30 protein-coding genes are annotated in these 24672 nt (G+C 63.1%); 22 read left to right on the top strand and 8 right to left on the bottom strand.

Features of this window, described 5'->3' with window-relative positions; all coding sequences use genetic code 11:
• Positions 1 to 13: 13 nt before the first annotated feature.
• Both X730_RS144820 and thpR read left to right on the top strand, forming a co-directional pair.
• Entirely contained in the window at positions 14 to 658 is a 645-nt protein-coding gene (locus X730_RS144820) for an arylesterase (RefSeq protein WP_023702600.1), read from the top strand.
• Positions 659 to 931: 273 nt separating this feature from the next.
• Entirely contained in the window at positions 932 to 1528 is a 597-nt protein-coding gene (gene thpR, locus X730_RS144825; protein ID WP_023671722.1) for an RNA 2',3'-cyclic phosphodiesterase, read from the top strand.
• Here thpR and X730_RS144830 read toward each other — a convergent pair.
• A complete protein-coding gene (locus tag X730_RS144830; protein WP_023702599.1) occupies positions 1432 to 1959 on the bottom strand; it encodes a low molecular weight protein-tyrosine-phosphatase in 528 nt (175 codons plus the stop codon). The genes thpR and X730_RS144830 overlap by 97 nt on opposite strands.
• A gap of 104 nt (positions 1960 to 2063) precedes the next feature.
• Here X730_RS144830 and X730_RS144835 point away from each other — a divergent pair, with 104 nt between their 5' ends.
• From X730_RS144835 to X730_RS144855, 5 genes are all read left to right on the top strand, one after another.
• Positions 2064 to 2360 (top strand): 4a-hydroxytetrahydrobiopterin dehydratase, encoded by a 297-nt coding sequence (locus X730_RS144835; RefSeq protein ID WP_023671720.1) that lies wholly within the window; start codon positions 2064 to 2066, stop codon positions 2358 to 2360.
• Between the two features lie 119 nt (positions 2361 to 2479).
• Entirely contained in the window at positions 2480 to 2842 is a 363-nt protein-coding gene (locus X730_RS144840; RefSeq protein ID WP_023826869.1) for a YkvA family protein, read from the top strand.
• A 314-nt stretch (positions 2843 to 3156) separates the two neighbouring features.
• Entirely contained in the window at positions 3157 to 3660 is a 504-nt protein-coding gene (locus X730_RS144845) for an invasion associated locus B family protein (RefSeq protein WP_023671718.1), read from the top strand.
• A 110-nt stretch (positions 3661 to 3770) separates the two neighbouring features.
• Positions 3771 to 5003 (top strand): 23S rRNA (adenine(2503)-C(2))-methyltransferase RlmN, encoded by a 1233-nt coding sequence (gene rlmN, locus X730_RS144850; protein ID WP_023826868.1) that lies wholly within the window; start codon positions 3771 to 3773, stop codon positions 5001 to 5003.
• On the top strand, positions 5000 to 5467 hold the full coding sequence (locus X730_RS144855; RefSeq protein ID WP_023694539.1) for a hypothetical protein: 468 nt from the start codon (positions 5000 to 5002) through the stop codon (positions 5465 to 5467). Before rlmN ends, X730_RS144855 begins: the two co-directional genes overlap by 4 nt.
• Here the strand turns inward: X730_RS144855 and X730_RS144860 are convergent.
• Positions 5439 to 6080, bottom strand: coding sequence for a LysE family translocator (locus X730_RS144860; RefSeq protein WP_023826867.1), 642 nt, complete (start codon positions 6078 to 6080; stop codon positions 5439 to 5441). The genes X730_RS144855 and X730_RS144860 overlap by 29 nt on opposite strands.
• A 188-nt stretch (positions 6081 to 6268) precedes the next feature.
• Here X730_RS144860 and X730_RS144865 point away from each other — a divergent pair, with 188 nt between their 5' ends.
• The 3 genes from X730_RS144865 to X730_RS144875 all read left to right on the top strand — a co-directional run bounded on the left by X730_RS144865 (position 6269) and on the right by X730_RS144875 (position 8556).
• A complete protein-coding gene (locus X730_RS144865; protein WP_023745437.1) occupies positions 6269 to 7501 on the top strand; it encodes an argininosuccinate synthase in 1233 nt (410 codons plus the stop codon).
• Positions 7502 to 7639: 138 nt separating this feature from the next.
• Positions 7640 to 8062: a hypothetical protein gene (locus X730_RS144870; RefSeq protein ID WP_023834707.1), complete on the top strand. Its 423-nt coding sequence runs from the start codon at positions 7640 to 7642 to the stop codon at positions 8060 to 8062.
• A 215-nt stretch (positions 8063 to 8277) separates the two neighbouring features.
• Complete coding sequence (locus X730_RS144875) at positions 8278 to 8556, top strand: hypothetical protein (RefSeq protein WP_023671712.1); 279 nt, start codon at positions 8278 to 8280, stop codon at positions 8554 to 8556.
• Positions 8557 to 8656: 100 nt separating this feature from the next.
• On the opposite strand, the gene X730_RS144880 is transcribed toward X730_RS144875, so the two are convergent.
• The gene (locus tag X730_RS144880) at positions 8657 to 9454 is read right to left on the bottom strand and encodes a lytic transglycosylase domain-containing protein (protein ID WP_023671711.1); all 798 of its coding nucleotides are present in this window, start codon (positions 9452 to 9454) and stop codon (positions 8657 to 8659) included.
• Between the two features lie 294 nt (positions 9455 to 9748).
• Between X730_RS144880 and X730_RS144885 the strand changes: the two genes are divergently transcribed.
• The 7 genes from X730_RS144885 to X730_RS144915 all read left to right on the top strand — a co-directional run bounded on the left by X730_RS144885 (position 9749) and on the right by X730_RS144915 (position 16348).
• A complete protein-coding gene (locus tag X730_RS144885; protein WP_023726017.1) occupies positions 9749 to 10846 on the top strand; it encodes a putative zinc-binding metallopeptidase in 1098 nt (365 codons plus the stop codon).
• 62 nt (positions 10847 to 10908) lie between these two features.
• Positions 10909 to 11508, top strand: a complete 600-nt coding sequence (locus X730_RS144890) for a DUF1236 domain-containing protein (RefSeq protein ID WP_023671709.1) — start codon at positions 10909 to 10911, stop codon at positions 11506 to 11508.
• Positions 11509 to 11655: 147 nt separating this feature from the next.
• Entirely contained in the window at positions 11656 to 12606 is a 951-nt protein-coding gene (locus tag X730_RS144895; protein ID WP_023736747.1) for a type II CAAX endopeptidase family protein, read from the top strand.
• 383 nt (positions 12607 to 12989) lie between these two features.
• Positions 12990 to 14576 carry a signal recognition particle protein gene (gene ffh, locus X730_RS144900; protein ID WP_023826865.1) on the top strand — a complete coding sequence of 529 codons (1587 nt, stop codon included), beginning with the start codon at positions 12990 to 12992 and terminating at the stop codon, positions 14574 to 14576.
• A gap of 7 nt (positions 14577 to 14583) precedes the next feature.
• Positions 14584 to 14910 (top strand): chorismate mutase, encoded by a 327-nt coding sequence (locus X730_RS144905; RefSeq protein WP_023671706.1) that lies wholly within the window; start codon positions 14584 to 14586, stop codon positions 14908 to 14910.
• Between the two features lie 104 nt (positions 14911 to 15014).
• Positions 15015 to 15416, top strand: coding sequence for a 30S ribosomal protein S16 (gene rpsP / locus X730_RS144910; protein ID WP_023671705.1), 402 nt, complete (start codon positions 15015 to 15017; stop codon positions 15414 to 15416).
• Between the two features lie 86 nt (positions 15417 to 15502).
• Positions 15503 to 16348 carry an acyl-CoA thioester hydrolase/BAAT C-terminal domain-containing protein gene (locus X730_RS144915; RefSeq protein ID WP_031197131.1) on the top strand — a complete coding sequence of 282 codons (846 nt, stop codon included), beginning with the start codon at positions 15503 to 15505 and terminating at the stop codon, positions 16346 to 16348.
• An 88-nt stretch (positions 16349 to 16436) separates the two neighbouring features.
• Here the strand turns inward: X730_RS144915 and X730_RS144920 are convergent, their stop codons facing one another.
• From X730_RS144920 to X730_RS144930, 3 genes are all read right to left on the bottom strand, one after another.
• On the bottom strand, positions 16437 to 16700 hold the full coding sequence (locus X730_RS144920) for a YMGG-like glycine zipper-containing protein (RefSeq protein WP_023687657.1): 264 nt from the start codon (positions 16698 to 16700) through the stop codon (positions 16437 to 16439).
• Between the two features lie 153 nt (positions 16701 to 16853).
• On the bottom strand, positions 16854 to 17381 hold the full coding sequence (locus X730_RS144925; RefSeq protein WP_023826863.1) for an SRPBCC family protein: 528 nt from the start codon (positions 17379 to 17381) through the stop codon (positions 16854 to 16856).
• A gap of 14 nt (positions 17382 to 17395) precedes the next feature.
• Positions 17396 to 17806: a DoxX family protein gene (locus X730_RS144930; RefSeq protein WP_031197130.1), complete on the bottom strand. Its 411-nt coding sequence runs from the start codon at positions 17804 to 17806 to the stop codon at positions 17396 to 17398.
• A gap of 357 nt (positions 17807 to 18163) precedes the next feature.
• On the opposite strand from X730_RS144930, the gene X730_RS144935 reads away from it, so the two are divergent.
• Entirely contained in the window at positions 18164 to 18565 is a 402-nt protein-coding gene (locus tag X730_RS144935) for an ACT domain-containing protein (RefSeq protein WP_023826861.1), read from the top strand.
• A 3-nt stretch (positions 18566 to 18568) separates the two neighbouring features.
• Here the strand turns inward: X730_RS144935 and X730_RS144940 are convergent, their stop codons facing one another.
• Both X730_RS144940 and X730_RS144945 read right to left on the bottom strand, forming a co-directional pair.
• Positions 18569 to 19021 carry a GNAT family N-acetyltransferase gene (locus X730_RS144940; protein WP_023826860.1) on the bottom strand — a complete coding sequence of 151 codons (453 nt, stop codon included), beginning with the start codon at positions 19019 to 19021 and terminating at the stop codon, positions 18569 to 18571.
• A 226-nt stretch (positions 19022 to 19247) separates the two neighbouring features.
• Positions 19248 to 20282 (bottom strand): aspartate-semialdehyde dehydrogenase, encoded by a 1035-nt coding sequence (locus X730_RS144945; RefSeq protein ID WP_023671698.1) that lies wholly within the window; start codon positions 20280 to 20282, stop codon positions 19248 to 19250.
• A 423-nt stretch (positions 20283 to 20705) separates the two neighbouring features.
• On the opposite strand from X730_RS144945, the gene X730_RS144950 reads away from it, so the two are divergent.
• The 4 genes from X730_RS144950 to X730_RS144965 all read left to right on the top strand — a co-directional run bounded on the left by X730_RS144950 (position 20706) and on the right by X730_RS144965 (position 24664).
• On the top strand, positions 20706 to 22547 hold the full coding sequence (locus tag X730_RS144950) for a DEAD/DEAH box helicase (RefSeq protein WP_023826859.1): 1842 nt from the start codon (positions 20706 to 20708) through the stop codon (positions 22545 to 22547).
• 324 nt (positions 22548 to 22871) lie between these two features.
• Positions 22872 to 23594, top strand: coding sequence for a DUF805 domain-containing protein (locus X730_RS144955; RefSeq protein ID WP_023826858.1), 723 nt, complete (start codon positions 22872 to 22874; stop codon positions 23592 to 23594).
• Between the two features lie 193 nt (positions 23595 to 23787).
• On the top strand, positions 23788 to 24216 hold the full coding sequence (locus tag X730_RS144960; protein WP_023826857.1) for a polyketide cyclase: 429 nt from the start codon (positions 23788 to 23790) through the stop codon (positions 24214 to 24216).
• 49 nt (positions 24217 to 24265) lie between these two features.
• Positions 24266 to 24664 carry a MarR family winged helix-turn-helix transcriptional regulator gene (locus X730_RS144965; RefSeq protein WP_245261393.1) on the top strand — a complete coding sequence of 133 codons (399 nt, stop codon included), beginning with the start codon at positions 24266 to 24268 and terminating at the stop codon, positions 24662 to 24664.
• Positions 24665 to 24672: the final 8 nt, after the last annotated feature.

The following is a 24672-nucleotide window of genomic DNA, read 5'->3' as shown; positions in this document are numbered from 1 at the left end:
TGGGGGCTGCCACATGTCTTTCAAACGCTTGAATGCCGCAGGGCTCGTCCTTTTCGTCACCCTTTGCGGCGCCATTTCGTCTGTGCGCGCCGAGACGTTCACCATCGTCGGCTTCGGCGACAGCCTGATGGCCGGTTTCGGCCTCGGGCCTGGCGATGGCTTTACCGACAAATTGCAAGCTGCGCTGCGCGCCAAAGGCCATGACGTCACCGTCGCCAACGCCGGCGTTTCAGGCGACACCTCGAGCGGCGGCTTGGCGCGGCTTGACTGGTCGGTGCCGGATGGGACAAGGCTGGTTATCCTCGAACTCGGCGCCAACGACATGCTGCGCGGCGTCTCGCCCAGCATTACGGAAAAGAACCTGGACGACATGCTGGCGAAGCTGAAAGCGCGCAAGATCGCGGTGCTTTTGGCCGGCATGCGCGCCGCTCCCAATCTCGGCGCCGACTACCAGAACGCCTTCGATGCGATCTACCCAAAGCTGGCCGCGAAATACGATGTGCCGCTCTATCCGTTTTTTCTCGATGGCGTCGCCGGGCAGTCCGGCCTGCAGTTGGAGGATGGCCTGCATCCCAATCCGAAGGGCATCGCAGCGATGGTCGAGCGCATCATGCCCGCCGTGGAGAAGGCGATTGCGGCAGTTGAGGGTGGCGGTTGAACGCCGGTCTGACGAGAATAACGCGGCGTTCGCCTCGCGCGAACTTTGAAACAAAAGACCGGGCTGCCGATGACCCGAGTCATCCATGCTGCGCTCGAAGAGCATATGCAGCATCTGGGTAATGCAAGCGCCGAGGCGGCACGGCAATAGTGCTTATTCATCGCTTGGAGGCGCCTGTTCGTAAAAATGCCTGCAACCAACAAACCACTTGCCCCGTTTGACTATCGATGATTCGCTAGGGGCACAGTTCGATTCGAGGAAGGGAGGCTCACCATGCCGCGTCTTTTCACCGCCCTCGAAATACCCCGTGACGCCGCTCTTTCGCTGTCCCTGCTCAGGGGCGGCCTGCCCGGAGCCCGCTGGATCGATGTCGAAAACTACCATCTGACGCTGCGCTTCATCGGCGACGTCGAAGGCCATATCGCCGACGAAATCGCCAACGCGCTCGACCGGGTGCACCGCCCATCCTTCTCGCTCACCCTGTCCGGAGTTGGCGCTTTCGGCCAGAAGAAGCCGCACGCCGTCTGGGCCGGCGTCTTCGCCTCGCCCGACCTTTCGGCGCTGCAGAGCGAAATCGACCGCATCTGCCAGCGGCTCGGCCTGCCCGCCGACCCGCGCAAGTTCACCCCGCATGTTACGCTGGCACGCTTGCGCAATTCGAGCCCGCTCGACGTCGCCCAGTACCTGTCGGCGCGCGGCAATTTTGCGACGCTACCGTTTCGCGTCGGCCGCTTCGTGCTGATGTCGTCGCGCGATTCGGTCGGCGGCGGTCCCTACATTGTCGAGGAGGCGTGGCCGCTCTCCGGCGTCGACGCCCGCGCCACCAATCTCGTCGCCAGCGCCTCCGACGCTTCGCGGATCATGCGGTAGACCGAAGCGAACGCTTCGGCCCCGTCATAATAGGGATCCGGCACGTCGCGGGTTTTGCCCTGCGCAAACTCTGCCAAGAGATGAATACGTTCCCGCGCACCGGCCGGCGCCAACGCCTTGAGGTCGCGGACATTTTGCCGATCCATGCCGAGGATCAGGTCGAAGCGCGAAAAATCCTCCGGCCTGACCTTGCGTGCCCGCTGCCCTGATATGTCGAGGCCGTGGCGGGCCGCAATCGCGATCGAGCGCGGGTCGGGCGCTTCGCCGAGGTTCCAGCCGCCGGTCGCCGCAGAGTCCAGCACGATATCGTCCAGCACCATGTCGCGGCCGCGTTCCGCCAGCACGGCGCGGAACACGCCTTCGGCCAGGGGTGAGCGGCAGATGTTGCCGAGGCAGACGAAGAGTATGGAATTTATCGGCTTTACGCTCATTCGATATGCGCCGTTCGTGCATTTGGAAGCCCAAAACGCAAAGGACTTTTGGGCGACTTGCATTATGGTGAGGGTCGATATCTGGGATAGCACGGGAAATCATCATGACGAGAGAGAAACTCAGCAAGGACGCCATCGCCGCCGCACTGGCCGAACTGGCCGGCTGGTCGCAGGCAGCCGATGGCGCCTCCATCAAGCGCAGCTTCGACTTCAAGAATTTTTCCGAAGCCTTCGCCTTCATGACCCGCGTCGCGCTGGCCGCCGAGAAGATGGACCATCATCCCGACTGGTCGAACGTCTACAAGACTGTCGACGTGACGCTCAACACCCATGATGCCGGTGGTGTCACTGCGCTCGACATCGCGCTGGCCAAGAAGATGAATGGGTATGCTGGCGGCTGAACGCTGGGGCGGCAACGCCAAATCGGCGCCATCCTCTTGCAGTGGACCGGGACTTTCACCACATTTTCCGTGGCGGCCGCGCGCAACGCGTAGCGCGACGGCCGGCAAGGAGAGGATTGATGGCGCAGCAGCCCGGTTTTGATTTCTTCGGCTTCGGCAGCAAGCTCGGCGACGAGAGTGAAGTGCGCGCCAAATTCTGGCGCACGGCCAAGAAGGCCGCCCGGCAGATTCCGTTCACGGAAGAGGTCGTCGCCGGCTATTATTGCGCGCTCGACAGGAAGACGCCTTTGCGTGCCAAGGGCATATTGCTGGCAGCGCTTGGCTATTTCGTGCTGCCGGTCGACGTCATACCCGATTTCGTCTTCGGCCTCGGCTTCACCGACGACATCGCCGTGCTGACCGCCGCGATCTCCGCGGTAAGCGCCCATATCACCCCTGCGCACCGCAAGGCCGCCAAGGAGGCGATCGCCGACAAGAGCTGAATCGGCGTCGCGTTGGCAACTTGGTTCAGAAGAAATCCTCCGCTCAAACAGGACGATAGCGGCTGGGCTTCGGGTTCCGCTGCGGCCGTTGGAAAAGTCAAACTCTTGCCGCTTTCGTGGCCTCCAAGTCGCCGCAGGGACATTGCGAAAGCCGTTTTTTCAAGAAGCGGCGCGGAAATGGCGGTGGTTTCCATGGGTGAATGTCCTTTTCCGAGGGAAATTCACCGTTTGGTAACCCAGATTAAATCAAAATGAAGCGACGGGCAGGACGCCAAGCCGGCCTGCCCCGCACCATTTGGAATACGGGAAAAGCGATGCGCGGATTGATTGCACTAGTCTCGAGCCTGGTCCTGGTGGCTTTTGCCGCGCCGGCGCTGGCGCAGCAGGCGACCAAGATCGGCCAGCACAATGCCTGGGGCACCTACAGCTACCAGGCGCAGGGCGGCAAGGTCTGCTATGTGCTCACCGTGCCGACCGACAAGCAGCCGCCGACGCTCGATCACGGCGACATGTTCTTCTTCGTCAGCCAGCGGCCGGGCCAGCAAGTGTCCTACGAGCCGCAATTCATCGCCGGCTACACATTCCAGGAAGGCTCCAAGGCCACCGTCACCATCGACAAGAAGACGTTCTCGATGTTCACCCGCGGCAAGTCGGCCTGGGTCGAGAACGCCGCCGAAGAGCCGGTGCTGATCGCCGCCATGAAGACCGGCACCGACATGAAGGTCTCGGCGAAGTCTGGCCGCGGCAATCCGACGACCTATGTGTTTTCGCTGAAAGGCATCTCGGCCGCGCTGACGTCGATCGCCAAGTGCAAGTAGGCTAGCGCGGTTCCCGCCGCATGACTCTCGCCGCAACCTGTGCTATGCGCCGCGCTTCTTTTCGGCACGATGGATGAAATCGGCCGCAATTCGCTTATATTGGCGCTGATATGACCCTTTCCTTCGATCTCACCACTGAGGGCGCACGCGACGCGTTGCGCGCTCGCGCCACGCCCGAGAAGCCGTCGCTGATCGGCCTGACCCGGGCCGAGCTCGGTGAAGCCCTTGTCAGTGCCGGCATCGTGCCCGAGCGCCAGGCGAAAATGCGCGCCCAGCAGCTCTGGCACTGGATGTATGTGCGCGGCGTCTCCGATTTTGCCGGCATGTTCAACATCTCCAAGGATCTGCGCGCCGAACTCGACAAGCATTTTACCGTCGCCCGGCCCGAAATCGTCGAGGAGAAGATTTCCTCCGACGGCACGCGCAAGTGGCTGTTCCGCTTTCCGCCGCGCGGTGCCGGCCGTCCCGTCGAGATCGAGACCGTCTACATCCCCGAAGAAGGCCGCGGCACGCTCTGCATCTCCTCGCAGGTCGGCTGCACGCTGACCTGTTCGTTCTGCCACACCGGCACGCAGAAGCTGGTGCGCAATTTGACGGCGGAAGAGATCCTGGCGCAATTGCTCACCGCCCGCGACCGGCTCGGCGATTTCCCCGACCGCGACACACCCGACGGCGCCATCGTCCCTGCCGAGGGCAGAAAAGTCTCCAACGTCGTCATGATGGGCATGGGCGAGCCGCTCTACAATTTCGAGGCGGTGAAGAAGGCGCTGCTGATTGCCTCCGACGGCGACGGACTGTCGCTGTCGAAGCGCCGCATTACGCTCTCGACCTCCGGCGTGGTGCCCGAGATCTTCCGCACCGGCGAGGAGATAGGGGTCATGCTGGCGATCTCGCTGCACGCCACCAATGACGATCTGCGCGACCTGCTTGTGCCGATCAACAAGAAGTATCCGCTGAAGGAACTGATCGAGGCCTGCCGCGCCTATCCCGGCCTGTCCAACGCCAAGCGCATCACCTTCGAATATGTGATGCTGAAGGACGTCAACGATTCCATCGAGGACGCCAAGGGGCTGATCAAGCTGCTCAAAGGCATTCCAGCCAAGATCAATCTGATCCCGTTCAACCCGTGGCCGGGCACCAACTATCAGTGCTCGGACTGGGAGACGATCGAGAAGTTTGCCGACTACATCAACAATGCCGGCTATGCCTCGCCGATCCGCACGCCGCGCGGCCGCGACATCCTGGCCGCCTGCGGGCAGCTCAAATCCGACTCCGAACGCATGCGCAAGGTCGACCGCCTGGCGCTGGAAGCCATGATGATTGCGGGGCATGGCGAGGCGTGAGCCGCCTCTTCGCCTATATCCTCCGTTTCGCTGTCATCCTGTTCGGCTATGTCGTCGCCTCATTGGCGGCGAGCGCCTTTCTCAACGTGCTGTTCCTGGCTTCCGTCGGTTATATGCCGGACGATGCGCACCCAGCGGCGGCCGCGGCGCTGTATTTTTCGATCCCGTTCGTGGCGCTGTTTGTCGCCTATTTCGCTTTCATACCGGCGGTGGTCGCAATCCTGATCTCCGAGGTCCTCAGCCGCCGCGACTGGCTGTTCTATGCACTCGCGGGCGGCTTGGTGGCCGCGGCCTTCCTCGGCTTCGTCCACCAGAACGTGGATTTCGACGTCACCGAACCGCGCGCCATCGCCGCGGTGATCGGCTGCGGCATGGTCGGCGGCATCTTCTACTGGCTAAGCGCCGGCCGATGGGCCGGAAGCTGGTGGCAGGCCGCTACTTCGCCTGAGCGGTCAGGATCTTGAGCGCGAAGGCCGAAAACACACCGGCAAAGAGATAGTCGACGACCCGCGTTACGCGCGGGCTGGCCTTCATCGCCGCCGAAAACCTTTCCGCGGCAAACACCATCGGCGCCGTCACAGGGATCGACAGCACGATGAACATGAGGCCGAGGGAGAACAGTTTTCCCGGCGCGTTCGGATCGTGAGCCGAGACGAACTGCGGCAGAAACGTCATGAAGAACAGGATGATCTTCGGCTTGAGCAGGTTGACGCCGAGTCCGGCGGCCCAGCTGCGGAACAGCGAAATCTGCGGCCCGTTCTTCTTCTGCGGTGAAAACGCCGAGCCCTTGGTCATCGCCTGCCAGGCCAGGAACACCAGATAGGCGGCGCCGAAGATTTTCAGCACCAGGAAGGCCATTGGCGAGGCGACGATCAGCGCCGAGATGCCGACCGCCACCAAAGTTGTATGGATCAGCGTTCCGAACAGAGCACCCGCCAGCGAGGCAAAGCCGGCGGCGCGGCCCTGGCTCAGTGTTCGCGAGACGAACAGCGTCATATCCGGCCCCGGCGTGATCGCCAGGATCATGGTGGCGATGGCGAACTGGATCAGTGTTGTGGTGTCGGGAATGAAGGACATCGGTGGCCCCTGGCGAATGATCGTCGGTCTATAACGCAGCCTCCCCGCTCACGCCAGCAACTGACTGGCGTCGCATCTGGTCCAGCGGCTGCGGCGGCCGGCGCCCGTTCATCCCTTGCGCTGGCCGGAAATGCCGTGATACCTCGCCCGCGAAACTCACGCGCGGAACCGCCAAAATGTCCCCAGCAATGCCCAAGACAAAAGACGTCAAGAAGGTCGTGCTCGCCTATTCCGGCGGTCTCGACACCTCCATCATCCTGAAATGGCTGCAGACCGAGCTCGGCGCCGAAGTCGTCACCTTCACCGCCGATCTCGGCCAGGGTGGCGAGCTGGAGCCGGCGCGCCAGAAGGCTGAGATGATGGGCATCAAGGATATCCGCGTCGTCGATGTGCGCGAGGAATTCGTCTCGGATTTCGTCTTCCCGATGTTTCGCGCCAACGCCGTCTATGAAGGCACCTACCTGCTCGGCACCTCGATCGCCCGCCCGTTGATTTCCAAGCACCTGGTCGAGATCGCCCAGGAGGTCGGCGCCGATGCCATTGCGCACGGCGCCACCGGCAAGGGCAACGACCAGGTGCGTTTCGAGCTGTCGGCCTATGCGCTGAATCCCGACATCAAGGTCATCGCGCCGTGGCGCGACTGGTCGTTCAAGTCGCGCACCGACCTGATCAACTTCGCCGAGCAGCACCAGATCCCGGTGGCCAAGGACAAGCGGGGGGAGGCGCCGTTCTCGGTCGACGCCAACCTTCTGCACTCCTCTTCCGAGGGCAAGGTGCTGGAAGACCCGTGGAGCGAGCCGCCGGAATTCGTCCATCAGCGCACCGTCTCGCCGATGGAGGCGCCGGACAAGGTCACCGAGATCGAGATCGAATTTTTGAAGGGCGATCCGATTGCACTGAACGGCAAGAAGCTGTCGCCGGCCGCCATTCTGACGGCGCTTAACGATCTTGGCCGCGACAATGGCATCGGCCGGCTCGATCTGGTCGAGAACCGCTTCGTCGGCATGAAATCGCGCGGCGTCTACGAGACCCCCGGCGGCACCATCCTGATCGTCGCCCACCGCGCCATCGAATCGATCACGCTCGACCGCGGCGCCGGCCACCTCAAGGACGAGTTCATGCCGCGCTACGCCGAGCTGATCTACAACGGCTTCTGGTTCTCGCCCGAGCGGCTGATGCTCCAGGCGATGATCGACAAGAGCCAGGAAGACGTCGAAGGCACGGTGCGCCTGAAACTCTACAAGGGCAATGTCATGGTCACCGGCCGCAAATCCAAGAAGACGCTCTATTCCGACGCGCTGGTCACCTTCGAGGATGACCGCGGCGCCTACGACCAGAAGGACGCCGCCGGCTTCATCCGCCTCAATGCGCTGCGGCTGAGGACGCTGGCGGCAAGGAGCCGCAAGGGTGAACCAAACTAGTGTTCAGGAAAACCCGGCGGTCACGCAGGGTTTTTATTTGATACCTCTAATATAAGAGGCCAAGCTGGCTGACATGGTTTCCGTTTGACCTTTTAAAAGCCTCATCTAAATTCCTTCGCGGGACGAGGGATTCCGATCGTGAAAAACGCCATTTTTCTCATGCTTGCGGCGGCCATCGTCTTTACCGGATGCCAGTCCTCGCAGGCGGCCGCGAAACGCGAGCAGGACGGGTGCATCTCCGCAGTCCATTTGTGGAGCATCACGTTCAAGCACGAAATCGCCTCTTTCATGGGCGTCTCGCAGGAGCGCATGCCGGCCCTGTTCTGCCAGCGTATCACCGAAGGCGTACGCAGCGGGGGGATCAGCTACTCCGATTTGAACAGAGTGCAGCTAGACCTGCCGACCGAGATATGGCTGGTCATCAAGGGCAAGTCAAAGGCGGCTGCCAGGGCCGCGCCGGTGCTGCGCAACTCCAAATTCCGGAGCTGCAAAGGTACTGAAGGCGCCTTCGAGGTTCCTATTTCCCAGAAGTGCCCGTTGAGCGGCTACGCACATTATTGAGAGCCCAGTCGCTCAGCCGGCATTTGCGCCAACGATCGAGCAATTCGAGAAAGAGCATGCCCGACTTCGTCCGTAACTGCGTAAAAACAAAGAAATAGAGCGGCGGCAAAGAACTCAGTGCTTTTCCTGCTTGATCTTTTCGGGCCCTTATCTAGCCTCCTCACAATCGATGGGGGCAGCTGACAATGAAGCCGTGGTTTGTGGCCCTGCCTGCAATGGTCGTCATGCTGGCCGGTTGCCAGACTGGGCAGGAGCAAGTGAGACAGGATCCCGAGGCGGCATTCGATCGCTGCGTCAGCAAGGTGGCCATATCGAATATATCGGCCAAACACGAGATCGCCGCTTTTATGGGCGTTTCCCTGGAGCGCATGCCGCCACTGCTGTGCCGCCGCCTTGTCGATGCCATGAAGACCGGCCGGCTGACCTTCTCCGACATAAACCGCCTCCAGTTCGACCAGTCCACGGACATCTGGAAGGTCATAAAAGGCGGGTAGCCGCTCGGCTGCTGAACGGTTTGAACGCCAAAAGCTCCAGTCCTTGCAGAAAAGCCCGGCGCATGGCCGGGCTTTCCGTTCTTCGATCTGGATATTTCTATCAGCCGCCGTCGATCGCGTCGGCGATCTGGGCGATGGCCTGCTGGTAGACGCTGGCGGAATTCCAGCCGGCGATGGCCCCCATATTCGCACTCGCGCTCGCACCCGCCCGCCAGCCATGAGCCTTGAGAAAGTTGGCCGTCGAAGCCAAGGCCGTCGCCTTGTCGCGCAGATTTCCGTTGCCGACGCCATACTTCAGGACATTGCCGGGCAGGAACTGCGTATGGCCGATCTCGCCATGCGCAGCGCCGACCGACGAGGCGCTCAGCGCGCCGCGATCGACCAGCTTCAGCGCCGCAATGGCATGCGGGTAAAAGAAGCCCGGGCGACGGCAATCATAGGCAAGCGTCAGAATGGCGGAGACCGTGTTCTGGTTGCCCAGGGAGGCTCCGAAGCCGGTTTCCATGCCCCAGATGGCCAGCAACACGCCCGGCGACACGCCGTAATTGCTCTCGATCCTGTCGAACATCGCCGCATTCGACTTCTTCAGCGCACGGCCCCTGGAAATGATCGCAGCTCCGCCACGGCGCTTCATGAAGGCGTCCACCGAACCGCTGAAAGCCTTGTGGATGGCGCGGTCGACGGAGATTGTCTTTGTCGCGTAGCTGGCACCGGCCAGAGCAGCCAGACCCTTCCCGCCGACACCTTCGGACCTGGCCTGCGCGGCAAAGTCCTGCTTCCACGCCTCGAAGCCCGCGCCGGTCTTGCCGCAGCTGGCCGCCGCCTGCGCGCCCGTCGCCAGCGCAAGTACCGCGACCACCGCGGCAGCAATAATCTTTCCCTTGGCAAGCAATGCCATGCTTTTTCTCCTGATTGCCTGAATCACGTCCCGGTTGCGAACTTGCCAGCGAAACGCGCCATTGTCACCGTACCCCCGGCGCTACGCTGGCCAATGCAGCGGAATTTGCTTACGATCAAGTGCTTATTGTGGCCGAAACGCCCGGGCGCCGGGCAGGCGAATTCGCTGCTCGGGTAAAAAGAGGTGACGGGGGCATGGAACGGCGGCCCGTGGCGGGCGTTTGGGCGAGGCGCCGCTCCGCACCATATTCCTCCTCTGACGCCATACGCCAACGCCTGACGCATCGAGATCGACATGAAACTGTTCGACTGCCCGCATTGCGGCCACCGCCTCTACTTCGAGAATGCGCAGTGCCTGAATTGCGGGAGTCTCGTGCTTTACGATCCCGAGCATGCGCGCTTTGCCTTGTCTGACGTCGACGGCATCTTCCACTGCACCAATGCGGATGAATGCGCCTGCAACTGGATGGCCGAACCGGGCCATACCTACTGCCGCGCCTGCTTGCTGAACCAGCTGATCCCCGACCTCTCCGTCGACGGCAACCGCCGCCGCTGGATTCGCGTCGAGGCGGCCAAGAAGCGCGCCGTCTATTCGCTGCTCGCCTTCGGCCTTCCGGTCGCGCCCAAGCACAAGCACGGCGACGAAATCGGCCTCGCCTTCGACTTCATTGCCGATCCGATCGGCGGCGGTCCCGGCGGCGAACGCATCCTTACCGGCCACGACAACGGCCTGATCACGCTCAACGTCGCCGAGGCGGACTCGGCCGAGCGCGAGCGGCGTCGCGTCGAGATGGGCGAAAATTACCGCACGCTGCTCGGTCATTTCCGTCATGAGCTTGGCCATTACTACTGGGACCGGCTGATCCGCGACGAGCCGCAACGGCTCGATGCCTTCCGGGCGCTGTTCGGCGACGAACGCCCCGACTACGAGCAGGCGCTGAAGGCCTATTACGCCAATGGCGCTGCGCCCGACTGGCAGCAGAACCACATCTCCGCCTATGCGACGTCGCATCCATGGGAAGACTGGGCCGAGACCTGGGCGCACCATCTCCACATCACCGACACGCTGGAGATGGTGCACGCGCTGAATTTTCCACTCGGCCAGCTTGAGACGATGGAGACCAATGTGCTGCCGCAAGGCGACACCGGCGGCCGGTTGCAGGCGGCGCCCGCGGAACCTGACGCCGTGCCCGAGCCGTTCGAAAAGATTCTCGCCCGCTGGCTGGTACTCTCGGAAGCCTCCAACTCGATCAACCGCTGCATGGGCCTGCCCGACCTTTATCCCTTCGTCATTTCGGACGTGACGGCGCAGAAACTCAGCTTCGTGCATGAGCTTTTGACCGGTTTGCCGAAAGAAACCGGAACAAATCGTGAGCTGGCGTCGGTATTTTAGCCGGAACGCATGCGTTCTGGTTTCGTTTGGTGTCGCGAGGGACCATGAAAGGGAGAGAAACCATGAGACGCATATTGTTTCCGGCCGTCGCCGGGGCGCTTGTCGCGATGTCGGGTGCGGCACTTGCCGATACCGCCGTCTCGGCCGTCACCGATCTTAATGTGCGCGCCGGCCCCGGCCCGCAATATCCTGTGATCGGCGTGCTCGCCGCCGGCCAGTCGGCGACGCTCAATGGCTGCATCGAAAACAGCAAATGGTGCACCATTGCCGAAGCCGGAGGCCAGGGCTGGGTCTATTCCGACTATGTCACGGCCGATTTCGGCGGCAACCGGGTCGTTCTGACACGCCGCCCCGCCAACGCCGCCATCACCGTGGTTACACCGCCGCAGGATGATTATCCCGATACCTATACCGGTGCGATTCTGTCCGACGACGGCCCCGTCGACGCCATCGACAGGCCACCGGCGGAAGTCGGCACCTATGTCAGCACGCACCGGCTCGATCCTGTCTATCTCGAAGGCGAGGTGGTGACCGGTGCCACCTTGCCCGACACGGTCGAACTGCGCGAAATCCCCGACTACCGCTACCGCTACGTCTATGTGAATGGCCAGCAGGCGCTGGTCGACCCGCAGACACGGCGCATCATGTACGTCGTGCGCTGATTTTGCCTGGAAAGAATGACAAGTGAACTCGTGCCGCCCTCCTGCCGAGGCTGAGGGCGGCAAAAGGGTCGCTGAACAGCAGCAATTGCGCGAGAGCCGACGATCCCCTAGATCATGCGACCCGATGCGTTCGGCAGAGGAACTCGCGTGATATCAGATTCAGCCGCCTTCGAGCGCTATAGCAACACGGCCACCGAAAAGACGAACCTGCCGCGGCTGATAATTGGAACGGCAGTCGTCGTCCTGTTCTGGGTGGCGATCACCCTGGTTGTGGTGCTTGGCGGCACCTATGTCGCGATCGTCTGGCATGTATTGCCGGACGATCCGCGCGGGCCGCTTCAGGGCTTTCTGGCCTCGCCCATCGGCATACTCGCCGCACTCACCTCGTTTACCGGCATCTGGCTCGGCCTCTGGCTTGCCATGCGTTTCGTCCATGGCGAGCCGCTCTCGGCGCTTTTCGGCGCCAGTCGCCGCGTGTCCTTGTCGGGCTTCCTCAAGGGCCTGGTCGCGGTGCTGATCACATCGGCGCTTTCCGAAATCCTGCTCTACTGGCTACAGCCCGAAATCGCCCGCGGCACGATCAACCTGTCGACCTGGCTGCTGTTCCTGCTCCCGATCGTGGCGCTGACCCTGCTGCAGACCTCGTCCGAGGAGATGCTGTTTCGCGGCTATCTGCTGCGCGGCCTGGCCAGGCGCTTCGAGAGCCCTTACGTGTGGGCGCTATTGCCCGCTTTGCTGTTCACCTCCTTGCATTGGAGCCCGGGCTCGACCCCCGCCATCAACGCCTGCGTGCTGGCCTCGATCGCCGCCTTCGCCTTGCTGTTGACGCTGGTGGTTTATGTCACCGGCAATCTCGGCGCCGCCTTCGGCGCCCATCTCGGCAACAATCTCACCGGCTTCCTGCTGATCTCGCATCAGGAGAACTACAATTCCTTCGCCCTGTTCAACGCCAAGCCGCTGGAAGGTCCGGACTGGACGACGACGGATGCCGTCATCATCGCCGCCATCGGTATCGTCTGCACCTTGCTGACGATCCTGCTGCTTCTGCACCCGCGCTCGCCGCTGAAGGTTACGGCCGACCCTCGGGATGCAGGGTGAACTAAACAGGGACCGATCCAGAGACCGGGAAGCCGCCCTTGTCTTGACTCTTCGGCCGATTTCCTGTCTACAGCCCCGAAATCCGCGACGAGTATCCCTCCGAGCAAGCCGACCAGGACGCCAAAACCTTTTGAGGTGGGTGCTGTAAACAGATCCTGGAGGCCAACACCCGGCAGCGCTGAGCGCCCCCGGGTGCTTTTTGGTTTTGAGCTTTGCTTGGATGAGCGGCGCGAACGCACTACCTCTCGGGCACCATCGGGGTGCCTGAGAAAAAGGAAACGGAATGTTTGAATCGCTGCAGGAGCGCACAAGAGGCGTGGAGGGCCATCGGCCCGACAGGGATCACCATGAATCCAAGGCGCTCTCGCGCGGCGGGTTGACCAATGTTTGAATCACTTCAGGAGCGCCTTGGCTCCATCCTGAACGGCCTGACCGGCCGCGGCGCGCTGTCGGAGGCTGATGTCTCGGCGGCGTTGCGCGAGGTGCGCCGTGCGCTGCTCGAAGCCGACGTTGCGCTGGAAGTGGTGCGTTCCTTCACCGACAAGGTGCGCGAGAAGGCCGTCGGCGCGGCTGTCGTCAAGTCGATCAAGCCCGGACAGATGGTCGTCAAGATCGTCCATGACGAGTTGGTCGACATGCTCGGCGCCGAGGGCGTCGCCATCGACCTCAATGCGCCGGCGCCGGTCGTCATCATGATGGTCGGCCTGCAGGGCTCCGGCAAGACGACGACCTCCGCCAAGATCGCCAAGCGCCTGACCGAGCGCCAGAACAAGAAGGTTCTGATGGCCTCGCTCGACACGCGGCGGCCCGCGGCACAAGAGCAGCTGCGCCAGCTCGGCGAGCAGGTCAAAGTCGCGACGCTGCCTGTCATTGCGGGCCAGAACCCGGTCGACATCGCCAGGCGCGCCGTCCAGGCAGCCAAGCTCGGCGGTCATGACGTCGTCATCCTCGACACCGCCGGCCGCACCCATATTGACGAGCCGCTGATGGTGGAGATGGCCGACATCAAGAAGGTGTCGAGCCCGCACGAAATCCTGCTGGTCGCGGATTCGCTGACCGGCCAGGACGCCGTCAACCTTGCCAAAAGCTTCGATGAGCGCGTCGGCATCACCGGCCTGGTGCTGACTCGCATGGACGGCGATGGCCGTGGCGGTGCCGCGCTTTCGATGCGCGCCGTCACCGGCAAGCCGATCAAGCTGATCGGCACCGGCGAAAAGATGGACGGGCTGGAGGAATTCCACCCCAAGCGTATTGCAGACCGCATCCTCGGCATGGGCGACATCGTCTCGCTGGTCGAAAAGGCCGCCGAAAACATCGACGCCGAGCAGGCGGCGGCGATGGCCAAGAAGATGCAGTCGGGCAAGTTCGACCTGAACGACCTTGCCGGCCAGCTTCAGCAGATGTCGAAAATGGGCGGCATGGGCGGCATCATGGGCATGATGCCCGGCATGGGCAAAATGAAGGACCAGATGGCGGCCGCCGGCCTCGACGACAAGATGTTCGGCCGCCAGCTCGCCATCATCTCGTCGATGACCAAGGCCGAGCGCGCCAATCCGGACATGCTGAAACATTCGCGCAAGAAGCGCATCGCCGCCGGCTCAGGCACGGATGCGGCCGAGATCAACAAGCTCTTGAAAATGCATCGCGGCATGGCCGACATGATGAAGGCGATGGGCGGCAAGGGCAAAGGCGGCGGCCTGATGCGCGGCATGATGGGCGGCCTTGCCTCCAAGATGGGCCTCGGCGGCATGATGCCGGGTGGCCCCGGCGGCATGATGGGTGGCGGCATGCCCGACCTCTCCAAGATGGATCCCAAGCAGCTCGAAGCCTTGCAGAAGCAGATGCCCGGCCTTGGCGGCATGAAGGGCCCGCCCACCCCGAGCGGCGGTGGCCTGCCCGGTCTGCCCGGCGGCATGAAGCTTCCCGGCCTTGGCGGCGGTGGTCTGCCCGGCCTCGGAAAGAAGAAGTGAGGACGCTATGAACGAAGAAAAAGACATGGCCGACGCACGCACCATCCTGGCCGGCTATCGCGCCTCGATCGACAACATCGACGCCGCCCTCATTCATATGCTGGCCGAGCGCTTCCGCTGCACCAAGGCGGTCGGCGTGCTCAAGGCCGAGCATGGCCTGCCGCCCGCCGACCCGGCGCGCGAGCAGGAGCAGATCACCCGCCTTCGCCAGCTGGCGAAGGACGCTCATCTCGACCCCGATTTCGCGGAAAAATTCCTCAACTTCGTCGTCCGCGAAGTGATCCGCCATCACGAGCAGATCGCCGCGTCCAACGGCGCAAGCAAAACCGGCTAACAAAGTGCATGTCGCCCAAAAGTGCGCAGCGGTTTTGGGACAACGACCTGCACCAGACAAAGCCATTAACCCAACACTGAAATCAGAAATTTAGGAGAAATGAAATGCCCTTGAAGATCAGACTGGCCCGTGCGGGCTCGAAGAAGCGCCCTTACTACCACGTCGTCATTGCCGACGCCCGTTCGCCGCGCGACGGCCGGTTCATCGAGTCGATCGGCTCGTGGAACCCGCTGCTGCCCAAGGACGGCGAGCGCGTCAAGGTCGACGCCGACCGCGTCAAGCATTGGCTGTCGCACGGCGCTCAGCCGACCGACCGCGTGCTGCGCTTCCTCGATGAGGCCGGCCTCCTCAAGCGCGAAGCCCGCTCCAACCCGAAGAAGGCCGAGCCCGGCAAGAAGGCGCAGGAACGCGCCTCTCTGCTGAAGAAGGCCCAGGAAGACGCTGCCGCCGCCGTTGCCGCCGCTGCTGCAGCCCCGGCCGAAGCGGAAGCCGCCACCGCCGAATAAGCATCGCGTCATCGCATCGACAAAACGGCGGGCCTGTGCCCGCCGTTTTGCTATGTGCGGCGATGTCATATGCGTTCGAACGAAAGATGACTGAGCGGACCGTCACGGAAGAGACCCTTTTCGGCGGCGTAGCCGGAACGCTGTTGCGATGCGCCGGCGCCACGACAGGCGTCGTCGTGCTCAGCGGATCGAGCGGCCGCATCGACGTCACCCGCGCCCGGCTCTTTGCCAAGGAAGGAGCATCCGCTCTCGCGCTGCAATGGTTTGGCGGCGAAGGTCAGGTGCCCGGCATTTGCGAGATCCCGCTCGAAACGTTTTTCGCGGCGACCGGCTATCTTGTCCAGATGGGATGCCGGCGCATCGTCTATGTCGGGACCTCGAAAGGCGCCGAGGCCTCCCTGCTTGCGGCGGCTCACGGTCCACGCATCGGCGTCGTGGTTGCGATCAGCCCGACATCGGTGGTCTGGGGCAATATCGGGCCGGGCCGCGACGGCGTCAGCTGGCCGGAACGATCGTCGTGGACGATCGAGGGGATTCCTTTGCCGTTTGTCCCAAGCAATCCCGCTTGGAACGCTGAGTATGTCGATGGTCTGGTGTCCTACCGGGGGCTCTTCCTGCGTGCCTTGCAAACCTTCAAGGACGCAGCGGCCAAGGCTGCCATTCCCGTCGAAGCTATTTCAGCCGACATTGTTCTGGTTGCGGGCGGCGACGACGCGCTATGGCCATCGCTGGATTTTGCCCAGTCGATCGTTCGGCGTCGCCAGGACACCGCAATGACCACCTGCCTCGTCTCAGTGCCCGACGCCGGCCACCGCATTCTGCTGCCGGGCGAAATCACGCCGCGCTCGAGGCTGCATGCCCATGGCGGCAATGACGACGCCGACACACGCCTGGGCCGCCTGGCTTGGGAGCATATCCGGGGATTGCTGTAGCGCAGGCAGCCATGGTCCAGCTGCCTTGGGGCAACAGCGAAACCGGCGATCTATAGCCGCCGGTTTCCGATGTTGGACCTGTCTGTGTTCAATAACCGTCGGGGCAGCTGGCGATATAGGTGCGCCCGTTCCGGCCGCGGTAGCGACATTGACCGCTTTCGCTGGCACGGCCGATCAGCGCGCCGGCCACGGCGCCGACGGCGCCGCCGACGACGGCGCCCTGAACCGGATCATTTGCCACAGCTGCGCCAACCGCCGCGCCGCCGAGGCCGCCGACCGCGGCACCCTTTTCGGTTTGCGAGCACGCGCCCAGCGCGGTCGCCAGTACCAGAATGATCATCGCTCTTTTCATTATCGTTCCTCTCTCACGCGGATCGCCGTCCTCGCCGCCACGGCTCTAACTCCCAGACGGCTGATTTGATCCCGATGACGTGAGAGATCGCGGTGTCCGCGCCGGTCACATTCGTACCGACCGCCGCCGAGCTCGTTGAAATTCCAGGCTTTTCTACCTTTCGGCTGCCTTTTTCAGATTGGCGAGGCCAGCCTCGAAATCCTTGCCGATCAGCGTATCGAAACTCATGAACAGGCCCATCAGCTTGGCAATGAAGGGCCGGCTGCCGCGCATTGCCCAGGTGACTGCGATGGTGTCGCCCGAGGGCTTCAGGGTGAAGTCGACGCTGTTGCTGGCCCGGAACGGCTTCTCGAAGTCGAGCTTCAGCGACACCAGCGAGGATGGCACGGAATTGACGATCTCCATGCGTCCCTTGCCGGCCTTGGCATTGCCTTCCCAGGCGTAGGCGGCGCCCTTGCCGGCATCAGCGCCCGACAGCGTGCGCTTCATCAGCGGGTCGAGCTTTTCGTAAGGTGACCACTCCGGCCAGTGCTTGAAATTGTTGATCAGCGGAAAGATCGCTTCCGGCGCGGCCTTGATGCTGGCGGTGCGGGCGGTGACGAAATCATTCGACCTCGTCGCCGCATAGATGAGCACGGCGGCGATGATGACGACCAGGATGATGAGAATGGTGCTGAGCATGTTTTTCTCCTCGCTTAACGGCTGAACGGGATCAGGGTGCGCACGCTTGGGTCGCGCAGATAGAGACCGCCCCACAGGATGATGCCGAGATAGACGCTAAACAGCGTGTGCGAAAACAACGGGCTGCCGACGCGCATATTTGTGGCGATGGCGCCGCCGAGATAGCCGGTGAGCAGGATGGCGCCGAGCACCGAGGTGCGGGGCAGCGCATAGAGCGCGGTCGAGATCAGCCCGATAATGCCGAGCGTGCGCGCGACATTGACATCGGCCGGCCAGCCGAGCGGCACCATGGTCTGGGTGACGACATCGAGCGGCGGCAGCTTGATGACGCCGTCGAAGATCATGAACAGGATGATGAGGCCGCTGAGCACGCGGCCGGTCCACAGGGCGCCCGACGAGACGGGCATGGTTTGAGAAATACTCACGGGTGTTCCCTCCTAAGTGGTTCGAGCCGTTTGCTGGCTTCGGACCAAGGACGAGCGATGGGGCGGCGATCCTACAGGGTGCGGATTCTTTTTGGGTAGCAGCAAGCAAAAGCCGCTGCGTGGCGATCCTTCACACCCCGCTCTGGCCTGCCGGCCATCTCCCCCGCAAGGGGGGAGATTACACGCTCGACCGTTTCGGCAATGTTCCATGAATGAGCGGAGCATCTAAACCGCCGATCTCCCTCCTTGCGGGGGAGATGCCCGGCAGGGCAGAGGGGGGTGCTGTCCCTCGACCTTGACGGACTATCGACATCCACCAGTCACGGCTATTGATAAGGCTGGGCGAGAGACGAGCGAATGGCCGGAGAGACTGATCTGAAAAAGCTGCTGGCGGCGATGACGCCGGAACTGCTTCCCGGCGTCCATGTCTTCGCCACCCTGGTCCCCGGTGCACCGGTTCCCGAGACGCTCAATCCGGTGATGCTGTTTCGCGAGAAGGAGGGCACGACGCTGATCTTGCCCGAAGACCAGGCCGCCGGGCTGCAGTCCGCCTTCCGCTGCCGCATGATCACCCTGAACGTCCACTCCTCGCTGGAAACCGTCGGCTTCCTCGCCGCCATCACCGCCCGGCTGGCCGCCGCCGGCATGGGCGTCAATCCGGTCTCTGCTTTCTATCATGACCATCTGTTCGTGCCCGCTGAGCGGGCCGAGGAAGCGATGGAGTTATTGCGCCAACTGGCCAAGGATAGCGCCGGCTGAGTATCAAGCTCGACGCACGTAGAGGATATCCGGCAGGCCTTCTTCATTGGTGGTGCCGTCGCCGAACGCCTCGGGGCGAAAGTCATGGCGCTCGTAGAAGCGACGCGCGCCGGTGTTGGCCTGGAAACAATGCAGTTTAACGATCCGCAGTGCCGCCGTCGCTTGCACCAGCAACCGGCTGCCTATGCCTTGCCCCGTCCAGGCGGGCTCGAGATAGAGCTGTTCCACCCAATCGCCGCTGAGGGCAATGAAGCCGACAATGCCGGTGCCGGTCTCGGCGACCGTCACCTGCTGCCGGGACAGCACGATCTCGCGGATGAAGGCAATATCCTCATCCGGCGTGTGGATGACCGGCATCCAGGAGAACGAGCCAAGTGCGGCCCGCATGACAATGGCGATGGTCGCGGCATCCAAAGCCGTGGCGGGGCGGAGCACGATTTTGGTGGGATCGTTCAAAGGCGTTTCTCAACAGAGGTCAGCGCTGCCCCTCATCCCCCTGCCGGGACCTTCTCCCCGTGAACGGGGAGAAGGAAGGCTTCGGCCGAAGGCCGAGCCCGCGACTGCGGGCCGCCGGCTTTCCGGCGCCCCGCGGAGGGCCAGCCGCGGCAGCGGCGATACGGCCCGTGAGCGATAAACGGAATCGGCCGAAGGCCGAACCCCGTGAGCGAAAACAAACCAGCCGTCAGGCCGCCTTCTTCTTCGGCTGGATCAGGCCGCGCTCGACCAGAAGCTCGGCGATCTGCACCGCGTTCAGCGCCGCGCCCTTGCGCAGATTGTCGGAGACAATCCACATCGACAGGCCGTTGTCGATCGTCGAATCCTCGCGGATGCGCGAGATGAAGGTGGCGTCCTCGCCGGCCGATTCCAGCGGCGTGATGTAGCCGCCATCCTCGCGCTTGTCCAAGACCTGGCAGCCCGGCGCTTCGCGCAGGATATCGCGCGCCTCGTCGGCGGTGATCGGCTTTTCGAACTCGATGTTGACGGCTTCGGAATGGCCGATGAACACCGGCACGCGCACACAGGTCGCCGTCAGCTTGATCTTGGGGTCGAGCATCTTCTTGGTCTCGGCGACCATCTTCCACTCTTCCTTGGTCGAGCCGTCGTCGAGGAAGACGTCGATATGCGGAATGACGTTGAAGGCGATGCGCTTCGTGAACTTCTTGACCTCGACGCCATCGGCGACGAACACCGCGCGGGTCTGTGTAAAGAGTTCGTCCATGCCTTCCTTGCCGGCGCCGGATACCGATTGATAGGTGGCGACGACGACGCGCTTGATGGTGGCGACATCGTGCAGCGGCTTCAGCGCCACGACCAGCTGCGCCGTCGAGCAGTTCGGATTGGCGATGATGTTCTTGCGGGTGAACAGCGAGATCGCATCCGGGTTCACTTCCGGCACGATCAGCGGCACGTCCTGGTCATAGCGGAAAGCCGACGAGTTATCGATGACGACGCAGCCCTGCTTGCCGATCTTCGGCGACCACTCCTTCGAGACGTTGCCGCCGGCCGACATGATGCAGATGTCGGTGTCGGAAAAATCATACTGGTCGAGCGTCTTGACCTTCAGCGAACGGTCGCCGAACGACACTTCGGTGCCCTGGCTGCGCCGCGAGGCCAGCGCCACGACTTCGCTTACCGGAAAGCCGCGCTCTTCCAGTATGTTGAGCATTTCGCGACCCACATTGCCCGTGGCGCCGACTACCGCAACCTTGAAACTCATCAGAAATCTCCTGTCCCTCTCCGCTTGGTTTTTGGAGAAAACCCGCCGGCCAATGCGGGTTCCGTCCCCCGGGCCGGACCCGGGAGAGGGTGGTTAGGCCAAGGGAATCACACCGTTTTGGTGGTGGTTTTGGCCATAGTTTTGCTGGAACGGTAAGACGCGCCAACGCGCCCGGCCCCATGATTGTGGCCGGGGAAGTCGAATGCAAGAAGAGCCATCAGAAGGCCGCGCATCGAAAATGATCCCGTTCGATGCCGGCTTTTACGCGGTTTGCGTCAGGAGTCAATTGCGGCCAGGCACACGCCTGCCCTGTACAATAGCGGCCGCAAGAAGTACGAACGCCCAAATAGTGTTTGGCTGGCGTGCGTCAGCCCCGGCATGTGCTCCATGATGAGCCCAGACCCTGAATTCCGAAAGAGTGAGATGTCCAATTTCGAAGCTATTGTTCCTGCGCTGGCAGAAGCGCTGGAAAAACGCGGCTATACCGAGCTGACGCCAGTGCAGAAGGCCGTGCTGGAGCTCGGCGAGTCCGACGCTCTGGTGTCGGCGCAGACCGGCTCAGGCAAGACTGTCGCCTTCGGCCTCGCTTTGGCGCCGACCCTTCTTGGAAGCGCCGAGCGTTTTGACCAGGCTGGCGCACCGCTGGCGCTGGCCGTGGCGCCGACGCGCGAGCTCGCTCTGCAGGTGATGCGCGAATTGCAATGGCTCTACGCGCCGACCGGCGCCACCGTCGCGTCCTGCGTCGGCGGCATGGACATGCGCTCCGAACGGCGCGTGCTGGAGCGCGGCGCCCACATCGTCGTCGGCACGCCCGGCCGCCTGCGCGACCACATCACCCGCAACTCTCTCGACATGTCGGCGCTGAAAGCCGTGGTGCTGGACGAGGCCGACGAGATGCTCGACCTCGGCTTTCGCGAGGACCTCGAATTCATCCTCGATGCCGCACCGGCTCAGCGCCGCACGCTGATGTTTTCGGCCACCGTGCCGCGCTCGATCGCCACGCTGGCGCAAGGCTATCAGCGCGACGCCGTACGCATCTCGGCCGGCGGCGAGGAAAAGCAGCATCTCGATATCGAGTACCGGGCGCTGAATGTCGCCTATCCCGACCGCGAGAACGCCATCATCAACGTGCTGCGGTTTTACGAAGCGAAGAACGCGCTGGTGTTCTGCAACACCCGCGCCGCCGTCAATCATCTGACGGCACGCTTCAACAACCGCAATTTTTCCGTCGTCGCACTGTCGGGCGAGCTCAGCCAGAACGAACGCACCCACGCGCTGCAGGCGATGCGCGACGGCCGCGCCAAGGTCTGCATCGCCACGGATGTCGCGGCGCGCGGCATCGACCTGCCCAATCTCGAACTGGTCATCCACGCCGATCTGCCGACCAATCCCGAAACGCTGCTGCACCGCAGCGGCCGAACCGGCCGCGCCGGACGCAAGGGCGTCAGCGCGCTGATCGTGCCCAACGGCGCCCGCAAGCGCACCGAGCGCCTGCTGCAGAATGCCGGCCTCAAGGCGACATGGGCGAGCCCGCCCTCCGCCGACGACGTGATCAAGCGCGACGACGAGCGCATCCTTGCCGATCCAGCCTTCGACGAGCCGGTAGCCGAGGACGAGCGCGGTTTCGTCGACACGCTTCTGGCCAGGCATGGCGCCGAACAGATTGCGGCCGCCTTCGTGCGCCAATGCCGCGCCAGCCGCTCGGCGCCCGAGGAGCTTACGGATGTCGCACCGTTCACGCCTTCGCGTGACAAACCGGCGGGCGAAAAATTCGAGCGCCGCGATGAAGCGCCAAGCCGGCGCGACGACTTCGGCGACAGTGTCTGGTTCTCGCTGTCGATCGGGCGCAAGCAAAATGCCGAGCCGCGCTGGCTGATCCCGATGCTGTGCCGCACCGGCAACATCTCCAAGCGCGAGATCGGCTCCATCAAGATGCAGCAGGATGAGACCTACGTGCAGATCGCGGCCGACTGGGCCGATCGCTTCCTCGCCGCCATCGGCCCCGACAAGAAGCTGCAGGGCAACATCGTGGTGAAGCGGCTGGACGGCACGCCCGACCTGTCGCGCGCCGGCTACCAGGCGCCGAAGCCCGACAAGAAGCCGCATCGCGGCAAGCGCCCGTTCGAGGCGCCGCAAAGCGCACACAAGCCGAAATTCGAGAAGCGGGAACGGCCCGCCGGGGATGCAAAGCCTTGGGCCGGGAAACCGAAATTCGACAAGGCGGGACCGCCGAAGAACAAGAAGCCGAAGAAGCGGCCGGTTTGAGGCTCTTATCGGCCAATTACAAATGCAGGCGCTGCCCCTCATTGCCCTGCCGGGCATTTCTCCCCGTATAGTGACGGGAGAAAGGGCGGACCGCAGCCTTGGCGCTCTTCTTGCAGCGTTGGTGATTGGCGGAATCGTCGATAACAGCGACCCCTCTCCCCGTCACTATACGGGGAGGGGATGCCGGCAGGCAGGTGAGGGGCAGCGCCAACGCACCGGAAAATAAAGCAACTCATGCCTGAACCGTTTGCCCTCCATTTCGTCCACCCCCTTGCAGTCCGCCGCAACTTTGAACAGTCTGTGCCTGCACGGGGGCGAGGCTAAATGCGCGGCGAAGTTCTTCACTATGACGAGGCCCAAGGTTTCGGCTTCATCACCGGGGCGGACGGCAACCGCTACACCTTCGCGCGCGAGGATCTGCGCCGTGATACCGTGATCGCGAACGGCGCCGTGGTCGAGTTTCTGCCGGCAAGCGGTCAGGCGCGCGAGGTTTTTTCAATCCGCGCCCAGCCCGCCAGTCCCGCCACCGCTGCGCCAGCGGCAAGCGCCGCGCCGCCCAAGGCGGCTGCCGCTTCAGCCGCGCCACAGCATTTCGGCCGCCTGGCGGAAGACGGCGCGGTTCGCGATAGCGGACTGCCGGGTTATTTCTGGCGAGGCGTGACGCGCAACTACATCAACTTCGCCGAACGCGCCCGCCGCAAGGAATTCTGGGGCTACTGCCTGTTCTGGACCGTCAGCTTCATCCTGGTCGGAATTGCCGGCGCCCTCGCCGACCAGGCCGTCGGCAATTTCGATGCCGGCAACTGGCCGATTGTGATGATCGGCGTCTGGGGGCTGTTTTGGCTAGCGACGTTCCTGCCCTGGGTCGGGCTCGTCGTGCGCCGCTTGCACGACATCGGCCTGACCGGCTGGCTGGCAATACCTTACTTCGCAATCACCTTCATGTTCGCTCCGGCTACGCTGATCCTCGCGCTGATCCTCGGATTGATCCCGACCCAGGCCCACGAAAACCAGTGGGGGCCGGTGCCTGGAGGAGGCGGAGCCTAGACCCGCACCAAGAAATGAGCAGCCGGCTGTTTGCGGACAGCCGTGCTATAACAATGGCTTAGGTCGAAGCCGGGAAGGCAGCTGCTGTTTTGACCGAACGAACGAAATATTTCTCTTGCCATTTAGTCTGTGCACAGATAATCTGTGCAATCATCAAATCGACCATCGAAAACGGATGATGGAGCCAAGACAAATGTGGACCAACGAGTACACCGCAATTTCCCCCCTTTCGGCGCAGGCCATCTGGAACGCGCTCAAGGCGCTGCACGAAGGCCGCGTCACCTACGAAGGGTCCGATACCTTCGTGCTGCACGGCCCGTTCGCCAAGGGCACCCGCGTCTCTGTAACGCCCGTCGGGCAGGACACCTTCGAATCGACGATCATCGACCTCGTCGACGCTGTAACCTATGCCGACGAGACCTCGTTCGGCGGCACGAAACTGCTGTTCAGGCATACGCTGACGCCGGTCGAGGGTGGCACTCAAGTGACTCATCGCCTCGAAATTTCCGGCCCATCGGCCGCCGAGGTCGGACCAGAGCTCGGGCCGCAGATCAGCGGCGATTTCGACACTTCGATGGCCAAACTGTTCGAGCAGGCAAGGGTGTTGGCGAACGGTGGCTGATCGGGGGGATCTGAACACGCGCTTCAGCGGACCATCCGAGAGCCCCGGCTTGCTGCTCTGGCGAACCACCATGCGCTGGCAGCGCGTCATGACGGCGGCGCTGGCCCCGCTTGACCTTACCCATGTCCAGTTCGTGCTGCTGGCTTCGGCGATGTGGCTCGGCCGCTATGGCGAGCCGCCCAACCAGGTGCAGCTCGCCGCCCAGGCCGGCACCGAGGTGAAGATGACATCGGACGTCGTCGCCCGGCTTGAGGCAAAGGGACTGATTGTGCGGGACACCGACCCGCGGGATTCCCGCGCCAAGGTGATCCGCGTCTCCACGACGGGGACGGCCGCAGTCCAGCGCGCTATCGTCGCCGTCGAAGCCGCCGACGCTGCTTTTTTCTCAGCCGTGGATGAGGCGCAACTCGTCGGCCTGCTGAAACGGCTGGCCGGCGAGATCCGCTGAGTCGGCCG

Source organism: Mesorhizobium sp. L103C131B0 (assembly GCF_000502275.1).
Taxonomy (GTDB): Bacteria; Pseudomonadota; Alphaproteobacteria; order Rhizobiales; family Rhizobiaceae; genus Mesorhizobium.
The sequence above is the reverse complement of the archived record's forward strand: the minus strand, read 5'-3'. Positions and strand labels throughout refer to the sequence as shown.

Excerpts from the sequence above, each read along its gene's own strand:
- X730_RS144905 (WP_023671706.1), top strand. The coding sequence starts at position 14,584 with ATGAACGAAGAAAAAGACATGGCCGACGCACGCACCATCCTGGCCGGC.
- X730_RS144880 (WP_023671711.1), bottom strand. The coding sequence starts at position 9,454 with ATGGCATTGCTTGCCAAGGGAAAGATTATTGCTGCCGCGGTGGTCGCG.
- X730_RS144845 (WP_023671718.1), top strand. The coding sequence starts at position 3,157 with ATGCGCGGATTGATTGCACTAGTCTCGAGCCTGGTCCTGGTGGCTTTT.
- X730_RS144950 (WP_023826859.1), top strand. The coding sequence starts at position 20,706 with ATGTCCAATTTCGAAGCTATTGTTCCTGCGCTGGCAGAAGCGCTGGAA.
- X730_RS144945 (WP_023671698.1), bottom strand. The coding sequence starts at position 20,282 with ATGAGTTTCAAGGTTGCGGTAGTCGGCGCCACGGGCAATGTGGGTCGC.
- rlmN (WP_023826868.1), top strand. The coding sequence starts at position 3,771 with ATGACCCTTTCCTTCGATCTCACCACTGAGGGCGCACGCGACGCGTTG.
- ffh (WP_023826865.1), top strand. The coding sequence starts at position 12,990 with ATGTTTGAATCACTTCAGGAGCGCCTTGGCTCCATCCTGAACGGCCTG.
- X730_RS144875 (WP_023671712.1), top strand. The coding sequence starts at position 8,278 with ATGGTCGTCATGCTGGCCGGTTGCCAGACTGGGCAGGAGCAAGTGAGA.
- X730_RS144920 (WP_023687657.1), bottom strand. The coding sequence starts at position 16,700 with ATGAAAAGAGCGATGATCATTCTGGTACTGGCGACCGCGCTGGGCGCG.
- X730_RS144835 (WP_023671720.1), top strand. The coding sequence starts at position 2,064 with ATGACGAGAGAGAAACTCAGCAAGGACGCCATCGCCGCCGCACTGGCC.
- X730_RS144960 (WP_023826857.1), top strand. The coding sequence starts at position 23,788 with ATGTGGACCAACGAGTACACCGCAATTTCCCCCCTTTCGGCGCAGGCC.
- X730_RS144820 (WP_023702600.1), top strand. The coding sequence starts at position 14 with ATGTCTTTCAAACGCTTGAATGCCGCAGGGCTCGTCCTTTTCGTCACC.
- X730_RS144840 (WP_023826869.1), top strand. The coding sequence starts at position 2,480 with ATGGCGCAGCAGCCCGGTTTTGATTTCTTCGGCTTCGGCAGCAAGCTC.
- X730_RS144890 (WP_023671709.1), top strand. The coding sequence starts at position 10,909 with ATGAGACGCATATTGTTTCCGGCCGTCGCCGGGGCGCTTGTCGCGATG.
- thpR (WP_023671722.1), top strand. The coding sequence starts at position 932 with ATGCCGCGTCTTTTCACCGCCCTCGAAATACCCCGTGACGCCGCTCTT.
- X730_RS144860 (WP_023826867.1), bottom strand. The coding sequence starts at position 6,080 with ATGTCCTTCATTCCCGACACCACAACACTGATCCAGTTCGCCATCGCC.
- X730_RS144925 (WP_023826863.1), bottom strand. The coding sequence starts at position 17,381 with ATGCTCAGCACCATTCTCATCATCCTGGTCGTCATCATCGCCGCCGTG.
- X730_RS144955 (WP_023826858.1), top strand. The coding sequence starts at position 22,872 with ATGCGCGGCGAAGTTCTTCACTATGACGAGGCCCAAGGTTTCGGCTTC.
- X730_RS144885 (WP_023726017.1), top strand. The coding sequence starts at position 9,749 with ATGAAACTGTTCGACTGCCCGCATTGCGGCCACCGCCTCTACTTCGAG.
- rpsP (WP_023671705.1), top strand. The coding sequence starts at position 15,015 with ATGCCCTTGAAGATCAGACTGGCCCGTGCGGGCTCGAAGAAGCGCCCT.
- X730_RS144830 (WP_023702599.1), bottom strand. The coding sequence starts at position 1,959 with ATGAGCGTAAAGCCGATAAATTCCATACTCTTCGTCTGCCTCGGCAAC.
- X730_RS144935 (WP_023826861.1), top strand. The coding sequence starts at position 18,164 with ATGGCCGGAGAGACTGATCTGAAAAAGCTGCTGGCGGCGATGACGCCG.
- X730_RS144865 (WP_023745437.1), top strand. The coding sequence starts at position 6,269 with ATGCCCAAGACAAAAGACGTCAAGAAGGTCGTGCTCGCCTATTCCGGC.
- X730_RS144915 (WP_031197131.1), top strand. The coding sequence starts at position 15,503 with ATGACTGAGCGGACCGTCACGGAAGAGACCCTTTTCGGCGGCGTAGCC.